Annotated in this window: 16 protein-coding genes; 12 read left to right on the top strand and 4 right to left on the bottom strand. The window is 41.9% G+C overall.

The window, feature by feature from the left end; genetic code table 11:
• Window positions 1-40: 40 nt before the first annotated feature.
• Window positions 41-1,255 carry an ROK family protein gene (locus ABEW32_RS12920; protein WP_430188234.1) on the bottom strand — a complete coding sequence of 405 codons (1,215 nt, stop codon included), beginning with the start codon at window positions 1,253-1,255 and terminating at the stop codon, window positions 41-43.
• Window positions 1,256-1,622: 367 nt separating this feature from the next.
• On the opposite strand from ABEW32_RS12920, the gene ABEW32_RS12925 reads away from it, so the two are divergent.
• From ABEW32_RS12925 to ABEW32_RS12955, 7 genes are all read left to right on the top strand, one after another.
• Complete coding sequence (locus ABEW32_RS12925; RefSeq protein ID WP_430188235.1) at window positions 1,623-2,441, top strand: purine-nucleoside phosphorylase; 819 nt, start codon at window positions 1,623-1,625, stop codon at window positions 2,439-2,441.
• Between the two features lie 37 nt (window positions 2,442-2,478).
• Window positions 2,479-3,390, top strand: coding sequence for an EamA family transporter (locus tag ABEW32_RS12930; protein ID WP_430188236.1), 912 nt, complete (start codon window positions 2,479-2,481; stop codon window positions 3,388-3,390).
• 46 nt (window positions 3,391-3,436) lie between these two features.
• Window positions 3,437-3,898, top strand: coding sequence for a nucleoside deaminase (locus ABEW32_RS12935; protein ID WP_430188237.1), 462 nt, complete (start codon window positions 3,437-3,439; stop codon window positions 3,896-3,898).
• A gap of 155 nt (window positions 3,899-4,053) precedes the next feature.
• Window positions 4,054-5,244 carry a phosphopentomutase gene (gene deoB, locus ABEW32_RS12940; protein ID WP_430188239.1) on the top strand — a complete coding sequence of 397 codons (1,191 nt, stop codon included), beginning with the start codon at window positions 4,054-4,056 and terminating at the stop codon, window positions 5,242-5,244.
• Window positions 5,245-5,571: 327 nt separating this feature from the next.
• On the top strand, window positions 5,572-6,828 hold the full coding sequence (locus ABEW32_RS12945) for a nucleoside permease (RefSeq protein WP_430188241.1): 1,257 nt from the start codon (window positions 5,572-5,574) through the stop codon (window positions 6,826-6,828).
• A 367-nt stretch (window positions 6,829-7,195) separates the two neighbouring features.
• Window positions 7,196-7,930 (top strand): SDR family NAD(P)-dependent oxidoreductase, encoded by a 735-nt coding sequence (locus tag ABEW32_RS12950; RefSeq protein ID WP_430188242.1) that lies wholly within the window; start codon window positions 7,196-7,198, stop codon window positions 7,928-7,930.
• A gap of 130 nt (window positions 7,931-8,060) precedes the next feature.
• Window positions 8,061-8,489: a MarR family winged helix-turn-helix transcriptional regulator gene (locus ABEW32_RS12955; RefSeq protein ID WP_430188244.1), complete on the top strand. Its 429-nt coding sequence runs from the start codon at window positions 8,061-8,063 to the stop codon at window positions 8,487-8,489.
• 69 nt (window positions 8,490-8,558) lie between these two features.
• Here ABEW32_RS12955 and ABEW32_RS12960 read toward each other — a convergent pair whose 3' ends face one another.
• Complete coding sequence (locus ABEW32_RS12960) at window positions 8,559-9,533, bottom strand: bile acid:sodium symporter family protein (protein ID WP_117290132.1); 975 nt, start codon at window positions 9,531-9,533, stop codon at window positions 8,559-8,561.
• 83 nt (window positions 9,534-9,616) lie between these two features.
• On the bottom strand, window positions 9,617-10,498 hold the full coding sequence (locus ABEW32_RS12965) for an AraC family transcriptional regulator (protein ID WP_117290134.1): 882 nt from the start codon (window positions 10,496-10,498) through the stop codon (window positions 9,617-9,619).
• Window positions 10,499-10,747: 249 nt separating this feature from the next.
• Between ABEW32_RS12965 and ABEW32_RS12970 the strand changes: the two genes are divergently transcribed.
• Window positions 10,748-12,034 carry a cellulase-like family protein gene (locus tag ABEW32_RS12970; protein WP_430188247.1) on the top strand — a complete coding sequence of 429 codons (1,287 nt, stop codon included), beginning with the start codon at window positions 10,748-10,750 and terminating at the stop codon, window positions 12,032-12,034.
• Window positions 12,035-12,112: 78 nt separating this feature from the next.
• Entirely contained in the window at window positions 12,113-14,470 is a 2,358-nt protein-coding gene (locus ABEW32_RS12975) for a beta-galactosidase (protein ID WP_430188249.1), read from the top strand.
• Window positions 14,471-14,581: 111 nt separating this feature from the next.
• Here the strand turns inward: ABEW32_RS12975 and ABEW32_RS12980 are convergent, their stop codons facing one another.
• On the bottom strand, window positions 14,582-15,565 hold the full coding sequence (locus ABEW32_RS12980) for a glycoside hydrolase family 5 protein (protein WP_430188250.1): 984 nt from the start codon (window positions 15,563-15,565) through the stop codon (window positions 14,582-14,584).
• Window positions 15,566-16,056: 491 nt separating this feature from the next.
• Here ABEW32_RS12980 and ABEW32_RS12985 point away from each other — a divergent pair, with 491 nt between their 5' ends.
• The 3 genes from ABEW32_RS12985 to ABEW32_RS12995 all read left to right on the top strand — a co-directional run bounded on the left by ABEW32_RS12985 (window position 16,057) and on the right by ABEW32_RS12995 (window position 19,968).
• On the top strand, window positions 16,057-16,620 hold the full coding sequence (locus tag ABEW32_RS12985; protein ID WP_430188251.1) for a 5' nucleotidase, NT5C type: 564 nt from the start codon (window positions 16,057-16,059) through the stop codon (window positions 16,618-16,620).
• Window positions 16,621-16,745: 125 nt separating this feature from the next.
• Window positions 16,746-17,540 carry a Nif3-like dinuclear metal center hexameric protein gene (locus ABEW32_RS12990; RefSeq protein ID WP_430188252.1) on the top strand — a complete coding sequence of 265 codons (795 nt, stop codon included), beginning with the start codon at window positions 16,746-16,748 and terminating at the stop codon, window positions 17,538-17,540.
• Between the two features lie 79 nt (window positions 17,541-17,619).
• Window positions 17,620-19,968 carry a glycoside hydrolase family 2 TIM barrel-domain containing protein gene (locus tag ABEW32_RS12995; protein WP_430188253.1) on the top strand — a complete coding sequence of 783 codons (2,349 nt, stop codon included), beginning with the start codon at window positions 17,620-17,622 and terminating at the stop codon, window positions 19,966-19,968.
• The last annotated feature ends 525 nt before the right edge of the window (window positions 19,969-20,493 follow it).

Here is a 20,493-nt window from a genome sequence, read left to right on the forward strand (position 1 = left end):
ATCTCAGGCGTGGATAAGAACTTGAATCGATGACTAAATGCTAAACAGGTACCTCTTCAGTGAAATAATCCAGCACCATACAACCAGCTCCTTGAGCCACAATATTGTAAGCTTCAGTGGACTTAATGATTTGAACATGACTATCAGGATAAAATTGTAATCGCTCCTGTGCTGTTTTAGTTGCTACCTCAAAGAAACGCGGTTTTGGTACTAGAGTTCCTCCGAAAATCACGATCTCAGGACGTAACAGAAAAATTAGATTACTGAGACCCACACCAAAATAATAAGCCGCATCCTCAACAACTTCTAAACAGAGTGCGTCATTTTGCTCTAAAGCATATAAAATATGGTGTAAGTTGATTTCTTCGAAATCGTTAACTTCGGTCGTAAGTATTGAAGGCTTGCCACGTTTCATGAGCCTAACCATTTCGTCACGAATAGCGGGCAAACTACTGTATGCTTGGAGACACCCATATGAGCCACAAGAACAACGTCGACCATGAATATCAATGATGATATGCCCAAAGGTATCATCCATATCTCTTTTTCTGCTGACCAATCTGCCTTGAAAAATAGTACCGCATCGAATTCCAATATCACTGGACACAAAAACTAAATTGTCTGTTTCCTTCCAAAAGTTCATACGATATTCAGCTAGTGCAGCCAGGTTGGTCCCATTTTCCAGAAATACAGGAGTGTTGGTTTTATGTTTTAAATATTCAATCATATTTATATCCCATCCACCTGCCGGGAAAAGCTGGGGATGTGCAATAGCCCCCATTGCCGGATCAAACGAATCGAGAACTCCAATGCCAATGCCCAACAATTTCTCCCTAGGAATGTTATGCTCAGCCAGTAAATCCTCAACGCACTTTGCTACATAATTTAATGTGTACTCTCCAGTACATTCAGTGGTCATCTTTAATTTTTTGACACCTATAATATTTAGCTTCAAATCAAGCAGCAAGACAGTTGTGTATAAGCTTGTAATCTCAACCCCAACCAAGTTGTAAGCGTCCGGTTTGATGACATAGGCCAGAGGTTTACGTCCACCACTTGATTTTCCAATCCCACTATCATAGATAAGGTCTTCTGCAACAAGTTCGTCAAGTAAACGCCCACATGTTACATGTTTAAAACCAGTGTGTTCAGCTAACGTGTTAATGGTTACAGGACCTAATTTACGAACTAAGCTATATAACAGTTTTAAGTTTTTCGCTTTGGGTGATGATAACTCTTCAAATTTATTTAACATATAACTTCCCCTTGATCTTTAATACATGCTGTTGTTTTCAGACATAAATATATAGCTACGATTATTATCGGGCTTTTTTGATGATATATCTACTCTGCTTATTAAATCTGTACAATTTTGGATGTTTTAGATAAGAAGCGTTGAGCTCATGAAGAAAATATGAATTAACTTTTGTTGATTCGTATAAAAAGAACTGTATATAATGATAAATAATTTAACAATCGATTGATCTTTTTATATAAATGATAAATAGTTATTTACAAAAGGCAGCTAAGCTATTACACTAATCAATGAAAGCTGTTGGAGCAGCAAGTTGAAGTGATTGTTACAGATAGCTTACAGCAAATTATTTTAGGAGGAACTAAATATGCATAACGTGCAAGATATTTTGGAAACTAGAGATTTTATCATGAGTAAAACATCATATCGTCCGACGATCGGGATGATTTTGGGGTCTGGCTTAGGAACATTGGCTGACGAAATTGAAAACCCTTTCACGATACCTTACAGCGAAATTCCTCACTTTGCAAAATCTGAAGCGGTAGGTCATGCCAACGAATTGGTCATTGGCGAATTAAAGGGGAGAACTGTAGTCGCAATGAAAGGACGTTTTCATTACTATGAAGGCTATTCTTTGGATGAAGTGACTTTTCCGGTGCGTTTAATGAAGGCCCTAGGTGTAGAAAACTTGCTCATCACCAACGCTTGCGGCGCCGTTAATAAAGAATTTAAACCTGGTGAATTAATGCTAATTACGGATCATCTCAATTTGGTAGGTACGAATCCATTGATTGGACCTAACAATAATGAACTTGGTACTCGTTTTCCTGATCTTTCACAAGTATACAATCTTGAAATGCGTCAAATTGCTACCGAAGTAGCCAAAGAACATAATATAGCTTTGCGCGAAGGCGTCTACTCTTGGTGGAGTGGTCCTGCTTATGAAACACCGGCTGAAATTCGCATGATTCGTACGTTGGGAGCCGATGCTGTCGGTATGTCAACTGTACCGGAAGCGATTGTGGCTGTCCACGCAGGTATGAAGGTACTAGGTATTTCGTGCTTGACTAATATGGCATGCGGAATTCTGGATCAACCTCTAAGCCACGATGAGGTGATTGAGGTAGCTGCTTTGGTAAGAGAGAAATTCATTTCATTGGTTAAAGGAATTGTAGAGAAGGTTTAGTAATTAGATAAAATCCGATGAAGAAAAAGGCGGGGTTATGAAAGGGTATATATATGTCATATTAGGTGCGATTTGTTATGGTTTATTATCGACTTTTGTGAAATTAGCCTATAAAGATGGTTTTATCGTTAATGATGTTGTTGGGATACAGCTCTTCTTAGGATCGATATTATTATGGGGCGGAGTGCTTATTACTAAGGGCACGAAGAGTACAAAACAGAAAAAGTTTGTAACGCCAGGTAAAAGGGAAATAATATTATTGGTCACTGTAGGGTCTACAACGGGGCTTACAGGAATGTTTTATTATCTTTCACTTCAATATATTTCAGCTTCTTTGGCGATTGTACTTCTTTTCCAGTTTACATGGATCGGTGTGTTGCTAGAGGCGATTTTCAATAGGAGAATTCCTGAAAAGGGAAAGCTACTATCCATTATTCCTTTGCTAATCGGAACGATAAGCGCAACTAATATTTATTCGACTGGAATTTCTGCCGTTCATTGGCTTGGCTTTTTATTTGGTCTGCTTGCAGCACTATCTTATTCTATTTTTATGATCGTTAGTGGTAGGGTCGCCGTGCAAGCAAATCCGATGATGAAGACAGCTTTCATGACTACCGGAGGTCTGCTCGTTTGTTCGATCATTTTACCTCCAACGTTTTTAACAGACGGAAAGCTTCTATTACAACTGGCTGTACAATATGGGTTTGTTTTAGCTTTTGTCGGTCCCTTCCTCTCCACACTGCTTTTCTCCAAAGGTGTTCCGTTAGTGGGATCAGGAATAGCATCAATATTAGGGGCAATGGAGCTTCCAACAGCCTTATTAATGTCTGTCTTTGTCCTGAATGAGCACATTGGTGTTCCGCAATATGTAGGGATCGTTCTCATCTTAATTGGAATATCATTACCGAAATTACTGAAAAAAAATAAAAAGGACATCTTAACCATTTGAAACGTCCTTAGCTAGATAATAATCACAGATTAGGGAGGCATATAGAATGAAGAACAAAGATGAAATCTTTATGAAAAAGGCAATTGAGGTTGCTCTACAAGCCCGAAAAGAAGGAAATGAGCCCTTTGGTGCAATTTTGGTCAAAGGGGAAGAAGTTGTAATGGTTGGGGAAAATAAAATTAATACGTTTTGTGATCCAACGCATCATGCAGAAATCGGTTTAATCCGGAAGTTTTGTTCTGAAAACAATGTATTTGATTTGAGCGAATACACTTTGTATACAAGTTGTGAACCTTGTGTAATGTGTTCTGGCGCCATGGTGTGGTCTAATCTGGGCAAAATAGTATACAGCGTATCACATGACCAGTTAGCTGAAATCGCTGGGAGCAACATCATGATCGCATGTAATGAAGTATTTGAGAAAAGCCCTCAAAGACCTGAATTAGTTGAACAAATACTCAATGAAGAAGGTTTAAAAGTCTTTGATGGATACAAATTTTCTCATTAAATAACTTTTTTTAAATATGAGAATTTATGAATTCATTGGGCAACTTCACTTGGTAGTGAAGCTGTCCTCTTTTATGTGTCGTATTACTGCTGCCTGGATATAAAAATAATGCTTCAGATAAAACAAAGGTGCGTGTTGAGAGGAGAGATTGATATATGAATAAACGATTTCAACGTGTTCATTTAATTGTCCTAGATTCAGTTGGTATTGGAGAAGCACCGGATGCTGCGGCTTTTGGAGACGAGGGGGCAGATACGTTGGGGCATATCGCAGAAAAAATGAATGGACTGTATATGCCTAACATGGCTGCACTTGGATTGTCCAACATTAAAGAGATTCAAGGAATACCAAAAGCTAATCGCCCAGTGGCTTTTTGGACCAAAATGCAGGAAGCCTCTAACGGGAAGGACACGATGACAGGGCATTGGGAGATCATGGGGTTACGTATAGACGTCCCCTTTCAAGTATTTCCGAATGGTTTCCCTGCCGCTTTAATTGAAGCACTTGAAATGAAATCAGGGAGAAAAATCATCGGAAATAAACCTGCCAGTGGCACTGAAATATTAGATGAGCTTGGGGAGGAACATATGAAAACGGGGGCCTTGATCGTTTACACATCAGCAGACTCCGTTCTGCAAATTGCTGCTCACGAAGAGATTGTACCGCTGGATGAGTTATACCATGTCTGTGAAATGGCACGCGAAATGACCAAAAACAGTGATTATATGGTTGGCCGAGTCATAGCCAGGCCGTTTGTAGGGGAGCCGGGACAGTTTAAACGAACGGCTAACCGGCATGACTATGCACTGAAGCCTTTTTCCCGGACGGTCATGAATGAATTAAAGGATGCTGCTCTGGATGTAATCGCTGTAGGGAAAATTTCGGATATTTATGATGGAGAAGGCGTGACCGAGGCGATTCGAACGGTATCCAACATGGATGGAATGGACAAGTTTATTCAGGTTGCACAGAAGGATTTTACGGGTTTGTCCTTTTTAAACCTGGTTGACTTTGATGCCCTTTTTGGTCACCGTCGAGATCCAAAAGGGTATGGCAATGCACTGGAGGAATTTGATGCCCGGTTGCCAGAACTGCTGGAAAAGCTTACCGAAAAGGATTTGCTTATATTGACTGCGGACCACGGAAATGACCCGGTTCATCATGGAACCGATCATACACGGGAATATGTGCCGCTACTCATCTACTCCAAGGCGTTTTCGGAAGTCCGAGAGCTGCCTCTTCGCAAAACGTTTGCAGACATTGGAGCATCCATTGCTGACAACTTTGGAGTTGAATTGCCAGACCACGGTACCAGTTTTATGCATGAGTTAATCATAAAAAGATAAACGTTGTAGCGTGCTAATCCAACACTTGGATTAAACGAATTAAACCAAATAACTTCCGCTCCTACGGAGGTCATTTGGTTTGAAAAGAAACAACTTTTACTATTTTATAAAAAAAGACTGAAACTAATATGTATATTATAAGTCATTTATTATAAATAATTTATTACTTTTTATAAAATATATATTTAGTTCTTTACTTTAATGATTTTATCTATTAAACTATGAATAACAAAATGTAAGCCCTTCCAAGAGGTGTCCGATAGAGGGATTGACGGAAGAGTAATAACACAACAACTTGAATATTCAAGCTAAAAGGGGACATAAAAAATGGCAATGAAAACACGGCTGAGAATAATGAACTTCTTTCAGTTTTTCATTTGGGGATCATGGCTTGTTACGCTAGGCTCGTATATGATCAATACATTGCATTTTACAGGTGCTCAGGTTGGAATTGTTTATAGCTCAAAAGGATTAGCCGCGATCATCATGCCTAGTCTTGCAGGCATTATTGCGGATCGTTGGATTAAAGCCAATAGATTATATGGAATATTCCATGTTCTAGGTGCCATTTCTTTATTAATAGCAGCACACATTTCAGATCCAATGACTATGTTTTGGGTGATATTTTTCAATTCGTTGGTTTACATGCCAACAAGTGCTTTGACAAATGTTATATCATACGTTGCACTTGAGAAAGCGGGATTGGATACAGTAAAGGATTTCCCACCCATTCGCGTTTTTGGAACAATCGGGTTCATTATTGCCATGTGGGTAGTTAGTCTTAGCGGATTTGAGTTAAGCAACGTTCAGTTATATATAGCCGCGAGTATCTCGCTCTTGTTAGCCCTATACTCACTTACGCTGCCTGATTGCCCGACCTCTAACGATAAGAGAGAAAAGTCATGGATTAGTCTTTTAGGCTTGGATGCGTTTGTACTGTTCAAACAGAAAAGAATGGTTATATTCTTTCTTTTCTCAACACTTCTAGGTGTTGCCTTGCAAATAACCAATACATTTGGTAATCCGTTTTTGCATGATTTTGGACTGAATCCTGAATTTAAAGATAGCCTGGTCGTACAGTATCCATCTATCTTATTATCGGTATCACAGATTGCTGAGGTGTGTTTTATCCTTGCCATCCCATTCTTTTTACGTAACTTTGGAATTAAAAAGGTTATGCTCATTAGTATGGTGGCTTGGACATTACGTTTTTTATTTTTCGCATATGGTAACCCATCTGGTGTAGGATTCACTTTCCTTCTGTTATCCATGATTGTGTACGGCTGTGCATTTGATTTCTTTAACGTCTCTGGAGCCATTTTTGTAGAAAAAGAAGTCGATCCTCGTATTCGCGCAAGTGCGCAAGGCTTATTTTTAGCCATGGTTGATGGAATCGGAGCGTATGTAGGCGCCATCGCAAGTGGAAAGGTTGTAGACTATTTCACGGTGGAGGGTGTGAAAGATTGGCAAAGTATTTGGCTAACCTTTGGAGCATATACACTCGTACTTGCAATTATTTTTGCTGTAAGCTTCAAGTATAAACATGATCCAAATGCTATGAAAGATGTATCTACAGGCCATTGAAATCAATAACAAAAGAAGCAGAAGCCTTGACTCATTAGAAACACTGATGAATCAAGGCTTTTTTACTTTGTATAGTAATGAATCGTAAAGAATGGTGTTTTGAGCGAAAAGTTACTGAATCGAAATTATACACAATGATACGTCCATTTTACTGTCCAATTAAGTGTAGCCGATTCAGACAAGCAAAAAACCTTCGTTCTATATAGCACGGAATTCCCTTTCATACCATAAGATTGGGATAAAGCAGCAGTTGTATATTGAGTATAAAAGGGATATAATTTAGATATCAAATATTTAGATGTCTAAATAATATGTCTGAATATATAAGATTTGAGCAGATTGATAATGATTAAAAGGAGATATCAACATGAATAGACTGGCAGGTAAAGTTGCTATTATCACAGGCGGAGGATCAGGGATAGGAGAACGAATGGTTGACCTCTTCAGTGAGGAGGGAGCTATAGTTATTGCTGCTGACATCAATGATCAAGCTCTTGAACGGGCTAGTAAGAAAACGAATGTGTACGGAATGAAACTGGATGTTTCTTCTGACGAGGATTGGAAGGCTCTTTCCGCAGAAGTAAACATTAAATTCGGTAAAATTGACATTCTAGTTAACAATGCAGGAATAACATCTGAAAAAGGATACCAGGATATCGACCTAAATGACTGGCATAAACTGATGACGATTAACGGGTATGGTCCGTTTGCAGGTATTAAGCATGTAGCCCCGTATATGGTTGCCCAAAAATGCGGCGCTATTATTAATATTTCTTCTTACACCGCTCAAATTGGTCAGGGATTTAACCATTATTCCGCTTCAAAAGGTGCTGTACGTGCTTTATCGAAGGCTGCGGCAACAACGTTCGGACGGGCTGGAGTCCGTGTAAATACGCTTTTTCCGGGCATTATTGAGACACCAATGACTGAAGCGCTCAGCACATCCAGGGAAATGCTTACCCACTTAATTCAAGCGACTCCATTGCAGCGACTTGGTCGACCTGACGATGTAGCTAACGCTGCCTTGTTTTTGGCTTCGGACGAATCTTCATACATTACGGGATCGGAGCTTGTGATTGACGGTGGTTTTTCTGCCCAATAACATTACGATTCACTTTACTGTGGGGAATGGATATCTGACCTTCTTTCAGTAAAGAATGACTTTTATACAAGCCCCCTATACAATATAGGGGGCTGTTATTTCATTTGAGAAAGCAGGTTAAGGAGTGTTAATGAAAGAACAAAATATATTTACGTTGATTCATGCTATGGACCAGGTTACAAACAACCTATTAATTAGATGGAATAAAATGTTTAATGAGAATCTAGGGATATCACATATCCTTATTCTTTCGTATCTAAATAGTTACGGAAAGTGCCGTCCTTCTGACCTGGCCAGGTTATTGGGGCTAACTCCTCCGACATTAACCCATCTATCTGGAAAGCTTGTAAAAAAGGAGTTGGCTGTACGAGTGGCGGATGAGGAGGACCGGCGGATTGTGTACCTGCAAATAACTGACGCTGGTGTCGGAATGCTAAATAAAGCACAGGAAGAAGGACGAAAGCTTAGAAGAGAACTATTTGAAAATCTAACCGAAGAAGAAAGAGAGTCTTTATTGTCTGTTTATGAAAAACTAAATAAGGTAATGAGTGAGGATTGACACAGGTAATCATAAAAAAAGCCGCCATATTGGCGGCTTTTTTTATTGATACTTAGAACCGCTCCGACTTTAGGAAGCAGAGAGCGTACTGCGCTTATTCTTAGCGTTGGCGCGGTCGCGGCGGCTCAGCAGAAATCCGACCAGAGACGCTGTGGATTGTTGAAAAATCATCCCGAGTACAACGGGCAACGCTACCGGAGCCGGGAAGTAGGTGATGGCAAGCACGGCCCCCGCGCTAATATTGCGCATGCCACCGTTGAAGACAAGCGCTGTACGGTCTGCATTATTCCATCGCATCAGCCCAGATATGAGATAACCAATCGCATATCCAGTGGAGGCAAGGATAATGATGGAGAGGCATACTCCGACAAGTTTGAGATTAAAATCGACCAGATAAGGTGCGATGACAGATCCGTTAATCATGACGACCAGAGCCATAGCCAGCTTGGAGAATGGACCGAGCCGAGGTCCCCATACCTGCTTAATCTTTCCTTTGGTCCATTCGTTCAACACCATGCCAATTAATGAAGGAACGACAATCATCCAGAACAGGCTCTGCATCATTGCCCAGGTGTCGAGTTGGACATTCGCTCCGATCAGCAGGGACATAATGCCGGGCACAGCGAACGGGGCCAAAATTGTATCAATTAGAATGATCGCCAATGTCAGCGCTGTATTGCCTTTATAAATATTGACCCATACGAAGCTGGAGATGCCCGTTGGGATAGCCGCACCAAGAATCAGTCCAGTAATTGTATAAGGATCGTCACTGAAAGCCAGATGCCCAAGCAGCATGGCGAGAAGCGGCATGGCGAGATGAAGAATAAACAGACAGGCGATCAGCGGACCAGGATGCTTGATCACATGGATAAAATCCTTGAACCCCATACCGATGCTGCCCGCAAAGGTCATGAATGCAAACAGCCAGGGAGAAAGCTCAGTATACTGGGACAACGGCGTACCGATCAGGACGCCAATTAGAATGCTGATGGGTGTGATTAGCGGCATAGCTGCATTGAGTCTTCGATTCAACGTTAGGAGCATACAAAACTTCCTTTTTTGTACTTAAGTATAGACCTTGCTCCTTGGTCCGTAAATGATCCGTGTAGGGGGAGCTCATCCATGAATTAGCCCTTTAAATTACTTCGGTACGCCAGAGGAGAGCAGCCCATTACTTTTTTGAATAGCCTGGAGAAGTAATAAGGGTCCCTAAAACCGAGTTGTATGCTAATTTCTTTAATAGAAGCATTCGTTAAATCCAAAAGCTGACTGGCTCTTTGAATTTTCATTCTTAAATAGTAATCGACAGGAGAATACCCGGTGGATTGCTTGAATATTAGGTTTAAATGCTGCTTGGATACCTGAACATGTCGGCTAAGCTCATCAAGCGAAACGGTGGATTCCAATTGTTCGCCCATATAACGTGTGGCCTTATCGACATAGCTCTGGTACGTGCTGTCCTCCTTGCGAGAGGCAACGGATACAACAAAACTCAGTAGATAACGGATAGTTTGCGACACTTGAACTAAATGTATCATGGAGTAGGATTTGTTCAATAAAAGGTCATAACACTGATGAAATAGCTCTAGCAGTTTGATTTCATCACTGGCGGCCATCGAAATATACATTTTAAACGGCTCAAACAACGCCATAAAATCATCCATTTGGTCCCCTTTAAGATGAAACCAGTAAATTGTCCATGGATCTTCATCGTCAGCCCCATAAGCATGTGGAATGTCCCTAGGAATGTAAGCAAAACTTCGCTCTTTCAGGACAATGGTTTGGTTATCCTTGGTTCGTATCCAGCCCCTTCCACTCGCACAGTAAATGAATATATGAGAGTCACAGCCGCGTGTTCTTTCACGAAAATGATGACGGGCATGGCTGAAGCAGCCTATATCCGTAATATATACATTTTTTGTTAGCGGATTTATTTTTAATTTATTCAGCATATAGGGTGGAAGGACATATACTTTTTTACGCTCAAATCCATCGGCTTTCTTATTCATAGTCTACTTTTCCCCCAGCCATAGGCGGCTCTAGTGATGAAATACGTATATAGTCCATCATAAACAGTGGATTGTCAATTGTCTGTGATACCGCTTACTTATAAGCTTTGATATAAGAGCGACTATGAGGGAGCGATGAATGGAGCATGAAGGTAACTGGACAGATTGAACAGGCTGTAGAAGCATTGCGGAAGGCTTGTGAATTAAGGAGCATTGAACCCTATGGACTGGGGCTGGGAGGGAGATCGAATGAGTAATCTGATGAGAAGTGTACCGCGCAAATTGACGATCACGATGTGGGACTTCTCTTGGTATACCATGACACAGGAGGGGGAGCCCTACAGCGACCTGGCAGCTCGTTTTCAGGAAGCGGTCGAAAGAGGCTACAATACGATCCGAATATGCGCTATGCCCTTCATGTTGTTTACGGTGGATGGCAAACGCCCCGGGCCATTGGAGTTTGCGAGTCTTGGAAAAGTGGGCCAGCGTACGCGCTGGTATAACTGTCGCGGCGGTGCAGTGCTGGATGGGCATGCTCATTTGCTCGAACTATTTAGACAGGCCAAGGCTCATAATTGTTACATTATATTATCCTCTTGGGAATATCAGCAGAGTCCGACCTTCCTGGCTCATGCCGAGCTTAGAGATGAATTAGCTGCGATTCCACCTAAGGAAAGATTCATGACGATTGCAAAATCAATGGATCAGTTGATTCGGTTTGTTACAGCAGAAGGCTATAGGGATCAGATTATCTATACAGAGCTGCATAACGAAGTGGAATTTGGGCAGCTAAACGCCGTCGGAACGTCTGAGGGCATAGCAGAAACGAACGTACCGGCAATGATTGAAGCAATGCAGCCTTACGTAGAAGAAGCGATTGAATATCTTCGCCAAAGCCATCCAGATATTATGATGACAGCCAGCTATACACTAAATGAAGCCTACCCTAAAGCTTACGTGGCGCGCAATATGCAGGTGGCCCATTTTCATCTTTATATTAAAGGGGTGCTGAATGAGCTTATGGAAGCGGCAGGGCTTGATAATGAGCTGGCGCCGTTCCCCAATCCATTCGTCCAATCCCTATTGAGGGAAGATGCCCCTCCATTTGTAGATTGGGCTCTGCCTCCAGAGCAAAATTGGCGGATGGAAGGCAATCCCGTTGGCATGAGGCTTATTTATTTACACGACTGGGTAGATCCGGATCAATGGGATTTATTTTTGTACGATCGGTACGGAGATCATAAAATGGCCATGTTGCAGAAGGCTGACTCCCGGTTGGAAGAGATTCATGAATGGACCCGTCATTCCGGTATTCCAATTGTCATAGGAGAAGGTTACGTAGGCTATACACCCCTGCATGCCCAATTTGAAGAAGGCCCAGTCGGTAAATATATAGCTGAATATGTGTTGCGAAAAGGAATGGCACTGGGGTTCTGGGGAATGACCCTCTGCTCCAACTGTGCGCCGCATCACCCATTCTGGAATGATATAGCCTGGCAGCGCAAGTGGAACCAATTTATTCTAAACTCAAATTAGAGTTTACTTCTTAGACAACCTATTGTCTCTGAGATAGCTAGAGTCATTCAATATGAACGAGTGAGAGGAGTGAACTTTATGAGAAACTATCGAATTACGGTCCGAGATGATCATAAGCATGTTGTGAAAGGAAAGCTCAGGCTTGGCGGCACCAATCCAAAGGGAGAACAAATCGGTTTCACCAACTATTTTATGGAGAAGGATGGAGAGCCTTTTTTCGGGATTTGTGGTGAATTCCATTATGCACGCTATGATGAACGCTATTGGGAAGACGAAATTATTAAAATAAAAATGGGTGGCGTCAATATTATTGCTACTTATGTTTTTTGGAATCTACATGAAGAAGTCGAGGGTATTTTTAATTGGAGTGGGAACAAAAACCTCCGCTATTTTATTGAGTTATGTGGCAAACATCAGCTATATGTCATTATCCGAATCGGACCCTTCAATCATGGCGAAATCCGAAACGGCGGTATACCGGATTGGCTATTTGGTCGCCCATTTGAGGTTCGTTCTAATGATGAGGGATATTTGTTTTATACGAGAAGAATGTATAACGAAATCGGCATTCAGGTTAAAGGGCTGTTATATAAGGAGGGTGGGCCGATCATCGGCACCCAAATCGAAAACGAGCATCATCATTCCTCTGCCCAGTGGGGATTGACTGTAGGAATTAATGATATGTGGTTAAACTCTGGGAGTGACGGTAATTCACATATGTTAAAGCTTAAAGAAATAGCTCTAGAAGCGGGGATTGATACTCCGATCTATACATGCACAGGATGGGGAGGAGCGACAACGCTTGTTCCTGATATGCTGCCGCTATGGGGCGGGTACGCCTACTGGCCGTGGATTTATTATGAAGAGGGACGCTTGGAGGGGAAGGACGAGCATCCTGCGACACCGGAATACATTTTCCGAGACAAGCATAATAATGAGATTTCGAAAAGCTATAATTTCGAGCCCCTATACGCCCCGGAAGACTATCCGTACGCTTGCTGCGAAATGGGTGGCGGTATGGTTCAGTTTTATAAATACCGGTTTGTCTTTCCCTATCGTAGTGTTCCAGCGATGACTGTCATGAAGGTTGCAGAAGGCTGTAACCTGATCGGATACTATATGTATCATGGGGGTTCCAATCCTCAAGGTAAGGTTAACCCGTTCACAAACGATATGGCTACACCTAAAATATCCTATGATTTCAATGCCATGATTGGAGAATTCGGTCAAATCAGGGAGTCATACCGAAGAACAAAGCTGCAGCATTATTTTCTTTCAACGTTCCAAAAGCAATTCTCTCTGACGAAGACTATTCTGCCAGAGGACACGTCCTCAATGGACCCTTATGATGTGGATACCTTACGATATGCGGTTCGCTCCAGTGCCGGGGCGGGGTACTTGTTTCTAAATAATTTTCAGGACCATGTTGAAAATTACGATCTGTGCAATTTCAATGTAAGCATTGAGCTGCCTGAGGAAACGATTGTAATCCCTAGTCAAGGTGAACTGACATTAGGACGGGATAGCTTCGCTATTTTGCCTTTTAACCTCAATTTGGATGGAATAAAGCTCAAATATGCAACAGTACAGCTGATAACAAGGCTAGAAGAGGATGGAGAAATATATTATTTTTTCTTTGTACCGGACGGGATGAAAGGCACGTATGTATTGGAATCAAAAGATATCATCCGTGCCACAATTGACAAAGGTTCGATTGAGCAATTGGGTGAAAATACGATCATTCAGGTTGCTGAAGAGGAAGAGAGTCTCATCCGCCTGGTATCTGAAAGTGGCCAAAAAGTCGTCATCTATACAATGACTGATGAACAAAGCTTGGAGTTTTGGAAGGTCAATCTGCAAGGTCGGGACAGAGTTGTCTTGACAAGTACCAATTTACTTGTATCCGGAGCTGAGGTGAAGCTGGAATCAACAGATCAGGAGATTGTAACGCTGAGTGTATTCCCGGATTTTGACGACTCAATCACATCCATATCCGGTGGAGAGTTGCTTGCAACAACAGCAAGTGAATTATTTACAACGTATCGGTTCAGAGTTCCTAAGAAGGAAATACACTTTCATCTGAAAAGGGTGAATCATGATAAATTCGTCCTTGATTTTGAAACAAATGCCCTTGATGGGGTCAAGGAGGCTCTGCTGCGTATTGATTATACGGGAGATATCGGTTATGCATTTATTGATGGTGAACTGATTCACGATAATTTCTGCAACCATACGACCTGGGAAATAGGTTTGAAGTCATTTGAACATCGGCTTATCGAGCGAGGGATGTACGTATATGTTTCTCCAATTCGAAAGGGCAAGGTTCTTAATAGCAATACGACCATGGCTGGCTGGAAAGAGACAACGGAGGAACGAATTGCGGACATTGGCACGGTCAGCATTGTGCCTGTGTATGAAATCCAAATCACCGTATAACAGGGTAAGATCAAGACGCTCAGCGAGTACTTTTAATACGAAGTGTAAAAATGTAATAGCTCATGGTGGTTCAGCCATGAGTCTATTACATTTATTTTCCTATAGCACTTTTTAGTAGATACCGGCTTTTTTCGATGTTTCTTTGATGCCGTTGGTTCCTTCTACCACGGTGCGGCCCCAATCGGTCAGATTGCCATTAGGTCCTGTTACAAGATCAAGATAAGAAAGGTTGGAGCTATTGCCATACCAGGACCAAGCTAACCAGCCTATACCTTTGGATTGGCCGTATCTCATGATTTCTGTTTCGTCGACGTCTGCTCCCTGGTGGTAACCGCCAAATTCACCAATAATCAGGGGGAGTCCTTGATTCAGAACGTTATCAATATTGGTTCGAACCGTTGGAACATCTTTACCAGCGAACTCATACATATGGATGGAGAATACCGTATTCTTCAAAGAATCAGCTGCAAATACAGATTTACCGAAATCATTGATAGATTGAGGATATTGTCCCCAACCAGCACAATCGACGATGAGCGTATTTTTGATACCTGCGTTTCTCAGCTTGGGAATCGCTTGCTTATACCCATCTGCCCAACCGCCTCCATTCCAGGAGCCATACCATTCGTTCGCAATGTTCACGATAACCCGATCTTCCTTGCCGATCAGGGCATCTTTTATACTAATCCAGTAATTCACAGCCGCATCCAAAGACGCATAATCGTCCTTACCCGTAGCGTCATGAACCTCAAGTACAGGAATCATTTTATAACTTGTGACTAGGGAGATAATATTTTTTACGGAGTTTATGTCATCCTTGGTGTATTGGGTTCCGTTAGAAAGGACAATCCGGACTGTATTAGCACCTGTCTTGGCAATAGCCGGGATGGCAGTATTAAGATCGTTTTTGTACCAAGTGTGAGCATGATTGACGCCTCTCATAACGAACGGCTTGCCTGTAGAATCGTACAGTTTGGTACCGCTTACATAAAACCCTGAAGCAGCTTGCGCCTTGGAGATGAATCCCCCCAAACCAATCATGATAAGCAGACCAGCGAGTCCAGATAATAATGCTTTTCTTAACAATGCTTTCACTTTTATTCCTCCCTAAAATATATTATTCAACTTCCTGCTATGTAGAGGTGGAGTAGGTATGCCGGTATGTAAATAGCAGTAAGCTAAACACGATATAAAGCGCTTTCATTTTTAAGATAGTTATTTTTCGTTATTCTATCATTTGCGTGTTTGTTATTCAATTGATTTTTTTAGTTTATTTTTGTTTTCGGAATATTTATGTACGAATTTCTTGTTGTAATAGTGTTTTCAAAGGTTTTATTATGATTATTCTCTCTGAAATGACATGTGTTCTTGTTTTTTTATTGATAAGTTAGCTAAAAACAATAAAATAAAAACTAACTTTTTATTATAATAGATATGTTTTATATGAAATACCTAACAATACGTTTGGGGAGTTATCGGGAGTCATGTGAGCACCAATGATATAGTCTATGCCCAGCTTCACCCCAGTATTAAATTGTTGTATGATATTCTCGTACTACTTTTAACAGAATAGATAGGGGCAAGAGATGAGAAAACCAATCATAGCAGTCGATATGGACGATACGATCTGTCATCTCGTCAAACGGGCTATATACCATAACAATAGTGAATTTCCCACTCATCCGCTTCGTTATGAAGAAATGTTAGATTGGAATACCGATCATCTACGTCATCCGAAAAGCACACATGATGTATTTTATGGACGACCGGGTTTGTTTGAGGAACTTGAACTGTATGACGAGTATGTCGTAGAAGAAATGGAGAAGCTTTGCAATGCTTTTGATGTCATTATTGTGACAGCGGCAGAACCGAAAACCGTCGTGGAGAAATGGAATTGGCTTCAAAGGCATATGCCATTCATTCCGATCGAGAACTTTTTTCCATGTAAACGAAAGAATCTGATTAACTATGACCTCCTGATTGATGATGGTCCCCACAATTTGGTGCCTGCACTGGAGGAGGGGAAGAAGGTGCTTTGTATTCCTCATCCATGGAATTTGAGAGCAAGAGAGCAATATGAGTTCCCGGTCATGGCATCTTGGCAAGGAGCCAAAGAACGAATCGACTCTATTTTGGGAGTTCTGAAGTAAAAAATAGATGCTTTTGCAAAACAGCTAGTTCCCTCGGAGCTGGCTGTTTTGCGAGAAATAATAGGCTCCATAATAGAATAAAATGGTACAATGGATGCATATTCTTCATGGGGAGGGACACGTGTATGACCATAACTATGGGGCAGATGGTAATTTATCTGACAAAGGGAATAGACATACCCAATACAAGCGTAGATTTGCTTGACCCAAAATTTAGAGATATTGAAATCCAAGGAATTGTAACCGCTTTCTGCGCGTCACAATATGTGATAGAGCAAGCTATTTCGCTTGGTGCAAATTTTATTATTACACATGAAGGTATGTATTATAGTCATCACGAGATGCAGGAATGTTTACTTCATGATCCCGTCTATTTGTCCAAATCTCGTCTGGTCGCCGATTCAGGCGTAGGGATTTATCGTTTTCATGACACTATACATCGTTACCAACCGGATGGAGTGATGGTTGGACTTCTACAGGCGCTTGACTGGCACCCTTATGTTGTGAAACAGCAGCCTTCTTCCTCCATTTTGGCTATTCCGACTATGAAAGTTAAAGAGATTGCTGAATATATAAAAGCCAAACTTGATATTCGTTATGTACGAGTTGCTGGCGAGGTTTCCATGCCGTGTGAACGAGTGGGAATCCTAGTCGGATATAGGGGAGGTGGTGAACTAGCCATCCCATTATTTTTACATGAAAATGTGGACCTGATCATTGCTGGTGAAGGGCCCGAATGGGAAACACCAGAATATGTGAAGGACGCTGTTTATCAAGGGCAAAATAAAGCACTTATTATGCTGGGACATGCTGAAAGTGAAGCACCTGGTATGAAGCATCTTGCTGATACACTTTCCGTCCAATTTCCAATGCTCCCCGTCTTCTTTGTTGAGGATCGTCCCGTATTCCAAATATTATAGGCGAGAACATACCTAATGATGATCATCCCGCACTGTTGTTTTTATCCGTTCATCTACTTTATGAAATGGAGGCAAGATAATGGGAAGCAGAGTGATTATGCCGTTCAGGAAGGATTGGAAATTTATAGAAGGTAATTACACAGGCGCCGAGAAGACCGATTATAACGATGGGCATTGGCAGAACCTTCATATTCCTCATGATTGGAGTATTGAAAAGTCCTTTGATCCACATATGCCGTATGGTGGCAATCAAGCTTATTTGCCCAGGTGGTCTGTCGGGTGGTACAGAAAGCATTTTAATGTGAGGCCCTCCTCTACAAAACAGCGCGTATACATACAATTCGATGGCATTCACAGTAATAGTGAGGTTTGGCTCAATGGGCATTTTGTGGGCAATCGGCCCTATGGATATGTTAGCTTTCAGTATGATTTGACTCCATATATTCGGTGGGACGAGGATAACGTAATTGCCGTCAAAGTGGATAATACGCTTCTTCCACCTGATAGATGGTATTCGGGGGCTGGTATTTATCGTAATGTGTGCCTGATTTATACGGATTATCTTCACGTAACCGAATGGGGCACTACTATTACCACACCTGAAATTTCACCAGATGAAGCCGAGGTGAGTGCCAGAATTCAGATCAGCAATCATCATGCACATGCCGTAGAGTGTACGGTTATGACTGAAATACTGGATTCACAGGGAGAAGTAAAAGGGAAAATTGAAACTCGAGTAGCTCTTGCGGGCTGTGAAACAGAGGAAATTGAGCAGAAAACGCGAGTTATAGAGCCAGAATTATGGTCACCGGACCATCCGGTGCTTTATGAAGCCCATACGACAATCTATTGCGACCATACGGAGGTGGATCGTTATCGTACCCCTTTTGGCATAAGAAAAGTGCTCCTCGATTCTCAAAATGGATTATTGCTGAATGGAAGCAGCCTGAAACTGAAGGGAGTGTGCATTCACCATGATTTAGGCTGCCTGGGGGCGGCTTACCATGATACAGCTATGAAGAGAAGGCTGGAGAAGCTGAAGGAAATGGGCTGTAACTCGATCCGTTGTGCTCACAACCCTATGGCGTCCGAATTATTAAACTTGTGTGATCAGATGGGCTTCCTGGTAGTTGATGAGGCTTTTGACAAATGGAAATCTCTTTCCTATGAGCATGTATATGATGAATGGTGGGCAAAGGATCTGGAAGCCATGCTTGTTAGAGACAGGAATCATCCTAGTGTTTTTATGTGGAGCGTTGGGAATGAAGTGGAGAACCAAGGGCAACCGTCCATGCTAAGCATGTTGGAGCAGCTAGTTGCCTTTTGCCATGAAAAAGACCCCACCCGGCCTGTTACCTGCGCGCTTGAGCCGCATAATACACCAATCAGCTTGCGTGATGGCTCAATTGAGGCCAAGGTGGAGCATACCAAGCTGCTGGCACAACGAGTGGATGTGCTGGGATTGAACTATCAGGAGCAGTGGTATGAGCATTATAGAGCAGCCATGCCAGATACGCTTATCCTTGGAACAGAGACGTTCCCATACTATCGGGGTCAAGGTAACCGTGTTAAAGGTTATTTGCCCCAGAATCCATGGTTTGATGTCGCTAATCACGATTATGTGATCGGTCAATTTGTTTGGAGTGGCATTGACTATTTGGGGGAAACAAGCTACCCCTCCAAAGGATGGTCCTCTGGCCTGATCGACACGTGTGGGTTCCGCAAACCTGTGTCTTATCTCCAACAAAGTCTATGGTCTGATCAGCCCGTTGTGCACATAGCCGCATTTAACGACCATATGAAATCGGAATATAATCCGACATGGACGATGCACTGGAAATCACCGGCTATGGAAGATCACTGGACATTACCTGAATACGCAGGGAAACTAATACGGTTGGTTACCTTCACCAATTGTGAGCGCGTGGAATTAATCGTGAACGAGGAATCCTACGGCGAGAGGAAGTTGGCTGATTACCCTAATCATTTAATTCAATGGGAATTACCCTATACACCTGGCAAAATCCGGGCGATAGGCCGCAATGGAAATCGGCAGGTTTGTGAGCATGAACTGACCACCGCTGGGCTTCCTTATGCTCTAAAATTGGAAGCTGATCGGGCGATTCTACCTGCTGATGGGTATGAGATATCCCATGTGGAAGTAACCGTTATAGACCAACATGGGATCGTTGTACCCAACCAGGATGTTGATTTGCGTTTTGAGTTACATGGTGATGGCCGTATCCTTGGAATAGACAATGGCGATCTCACCAGTGATGAACCCTACCAGGGGAATGGCAGACGAACACACAGAGGAAGGTGTCTTGTGATCGTGCAGTCCGGGAGTGTGGCGGGTGAGCTGTTGCTTCAAGCTTCAGCAGATGGAGAGTTGCAGGGAGAAATCAGATTGAGAATGGAAGAAGAATAATGACATTTCAGGTTGATTCGGTATAGATCGTGTATGGTTTAATTTAAAAGATTGAATAGGTAGTGTATGTTTATAGCCTATCTGTTCAGGTCTTCTTGCTAGTTTATTATCCTATGGAGGTCACAAATGGTTTTGTTAAAAGATAGTTCTACTAAAGAAGTAATCGAGAGCAATATGCTGGTATCGAAAAAAATATATAATAGGTCCTCCGTACAAAGCTAAACGCTTAAAATCGAAAAGTAGAAATTTGGATAGGAAAAGCAGGGTGTTTCTGGAACAATCCAGGAGCACTCTTTTTTCATGAGCCGTTTTAAACTCTAAAGGCTGGTTTAAACCAACCTGGATACCTGTAGCAATCTGCTGCCTTCTGGGACGAATTGGGGGATGAAGATAAGGCTTCTAATGATGAAGCTCTAAAAACAGAAGACTGCCTTCTCACAGCTTAGCATACCGTCAAGTTTTTTTGACAATAGTGCTGGATACGAATAGAATAACTTGTTATAATGCTACTTATTAAAAGATTTA

Origin of the sequence: Paenibacillus jamilae (genome assembly GCF_050482105.1) — a bacterium.
Taxonomy (GTDB): domain Bacteria; phylum Bacillota; class Bacilli; order Paenibacillales; family Paenibacillaceae; genus Paenibacillus; species Paenibacillus jamilae_B.